This is a genomic window from Campylobacter sp. BCW_6468 (assembly GCF_001762865.1).
GTDB lineage: Bacteria > Campylobacterota > Campylobacteria > Campylobacterales > Campylobacteraceae > Campylobacter_D > Campylobacter_D jejuni.
On the sequence record NZ_MJXQ01000032.1, the window covers coordinates 1 to 2,739 of the forward strand.

A 2,739-nucleotide genomic window follows, 5' to 3' on the forward strand; every position below is an offset into this window, starting at 1 on the left:
TTATCATTTTCTAATCAATAATTGAATATAATTATTTCTTGTTTTTTTGATTGATTTATTTTAAAGGAAAAACCCATGCTTAACCCAAATTCAGCCATAGAAAGAGTAAAAAACCATTTAGCTTATAAACTAGGTCAAACTGTGATAGAACATAGACATAACGGGGGGGGGTATATAGCATTATTTAAAAAACTCTATAAAATCAAAAAACAACATAAAAAAGAACAAAAAATTTATCAACAAATCATACAAGTCTTTCCCCAACTTAAATACCCAAGTTTAGAAACATGTTCTGATTATAATGAAGCTTTAAGATGTAAATTCCATTTATCTTACATGATAGGTGAAGTTTTAATTAAGGCTTATCAGAATTGGTATAAAGGAGGTGGATTTAAATTAAAAAATAATATTAAAAAAGCAAATAAAGAATTTCAAATTTTTAGAGAAATTCTAAAAGAATTTAAAGAATTAAATGGTGAAGCTTTAAAAGCTATTCAAGATAATAAACAATTATTCCTAAAAGAATTTCCAAGAATAAAAAATATCTTAAAAACACATCAAGATTATCAACCTATACTAGATAATATCTTTCACAACTTTAATTATTTTATAAAAAATTTCGATCTTATAGAAGAATGGTTATTATCAGATGATTTCAAAGAAAAATATAAAAAAGAAAACCATCCTTATCCTTCATTACTTGATCCTAAAAAACTTAATGATGAAAATGAAAAAATCAATTATCATAACATACCTGCTGAACTTGCTTGGAAGATGAATTTGCCTTTACCGCCCAATTATGAGTTTGTTGGATTTTTTTTGCATACAAGTGGAGAAAAAGCTATGGAGAGATTTTTAAAAGAAGTTGGTGTTGTGCTTATTGGTGCATTTGGATATGAGGATGGTAAGCGTTATATTAGTATTTTTAATTTTTTGATTAGTGAAGCTTGTGCATGCAATGATTTAAAATTTGCCATAGGTATACTCGATGTGAATTGTCAAAAGTATGATAAATTTTGTTTTTTGTTGCAAAATAAACCTGTATTGATTTTGCTTAGAGATCCTATTGATTCTTTGAAATCTTTTATTAATGTTAGACATCAGAAAAATGGATTTAATGAAATTCTTAAAATAGATATTAACAATACTGATTTTGATAAAATTAATGATAGAATAGTTTATGTTCACGAATCAAATGGTTGTTTTAATCCAGATACAAATCAAAAATTTCCATCTCTTGAAAGTATCAAAGCTCTTTCAGATACTAATCATTGGATGTTAATGTATAATATTAGAAGAAATAAGACTATAGAATTTTTTAGATTTAATAAAATTATTTATATTGATATGATGGATATAGTTGGAGACAAGACTTTATTTACATTAGAGAAATTATCAAAAATACTGAATTTTTCTTCCCCAGATAAAAATAATAAAATATTTTATCAGCAATTATATTCACCATTAACAGTATTATTACCTTGTATTATAAAAGTAAATAATAAGGTCAAAATTTTTGTTTCAAATAGATTTTCTGTAAAAAACATACAAATTATGGAAAATTGCATAGATATCACTGATAAGTTTAAAGAAATTTTTCATGAAAACTTGATTATTTTTTGTTCAAAAGATCATTTTGATAGTTTGATAAATAATCAAACTCTTTATAATGTTGTTTTAGAATATATTAATAAATTTTTAATTTCTTTAAAAAAAAGGATTAATGTTGAAAAAAATAAAGAAGTGAAAGTAGGCGATGTATTGGATTATTTTAAAAAGAATATAAGTGTAGCAAAATCTTATAAGGATATTTTAGATGAGGAATTGGTTTACATCAAGCAACATCGTCCAGATATAGTAGCTTCTTGGAAATACTACCAAGAATTTGAAAGAATGTGTAAAGAGTTAGATGAGAATAATCAAAACCCATCTTTATCATTTTCTAATCAATAATTGAATATAATTATTTCTTGTTTTTTTGATTGATTTATTTTAAAGGAAAAACCCATGCTTAACCCAAATTCAGCCATAGAAAGAGTAAAAAACCATTTAGCTTATAAACTAGGTCAAACTGTGATAGAACATAGACATAACGGGGGGGGGTATATAGCATTATTTAAAAAACTCTATAAAATCAAAAAACAACATAAAAAAGAACAAAAAATTTATCAACAAATCATACAAGTCTTTCCCCAACTTAAATACCCAAGTTTAGAAACATGTTCTGATTATAATGAAGCTTTAAGATGTAAATTCCATTTATCTTACATGATAGGTGAAGTTTTAATTAAGGCTTATCAGAATTGGTATAAAGGAGGTGGATTTAAATTAAAAAATAATATTAAAAAAGCAAATAAAGAATTTCAAATTTTTAGAGAAATTCTAAAAGAATTTAAAGAATTAAATGGTGAAGCTTTAAAAGCTATTCAAGATAATAAACAATTATTCCTAAAAGAATTTCCAAGAATAAAAAATATCTTAAAAACACATCAAGATTATCAACCTATACTAGATAATATCTTTCACAACTTTAATTATTTTATAAAAAATTTCGATCTTATAGAAGAATGGTTATTATCAGATGATTTCAAAGAAAAATATAAAAAAGAAAACCATCCTTATCCTTCATTACTTGATCCTAAAAAACTTAATGATGAAAATGAAAAAATCAATTATCATAACATACCTGCTGAACTTGCTTGGAAGATGAATTTGCCTTTACCGCCCAATTATGAGTTT

1 protein-coding gene and 1 pseudogene are annotated in these 2,739 nt (G+C 24.5%); both read left to right on the forward strand.

Going from position 1 to position 2,739, the window contains the following annotated elements:
- The first annotated feature begins 75 nt into the window (after window positions 1-75).
- On the forward strand, window positions 76-1,953 hold the full coding sequence (locus AJ889_RS04540; RefSeq protein ID WP_052784350.1) for a DUF2972 domain-containing protein: 1,878 nt from the start codon (window positions 76-78) through the stop codon (window positions 1,951-1,953).
- A gap of 54 nt (window positions 1,954-2,007) precedes the next feature.
- Window positions 2,008-2,739: pseudogene (locus AJ889_RS04545) on the forward strand (sugar transferase); the annotation flags it as partial.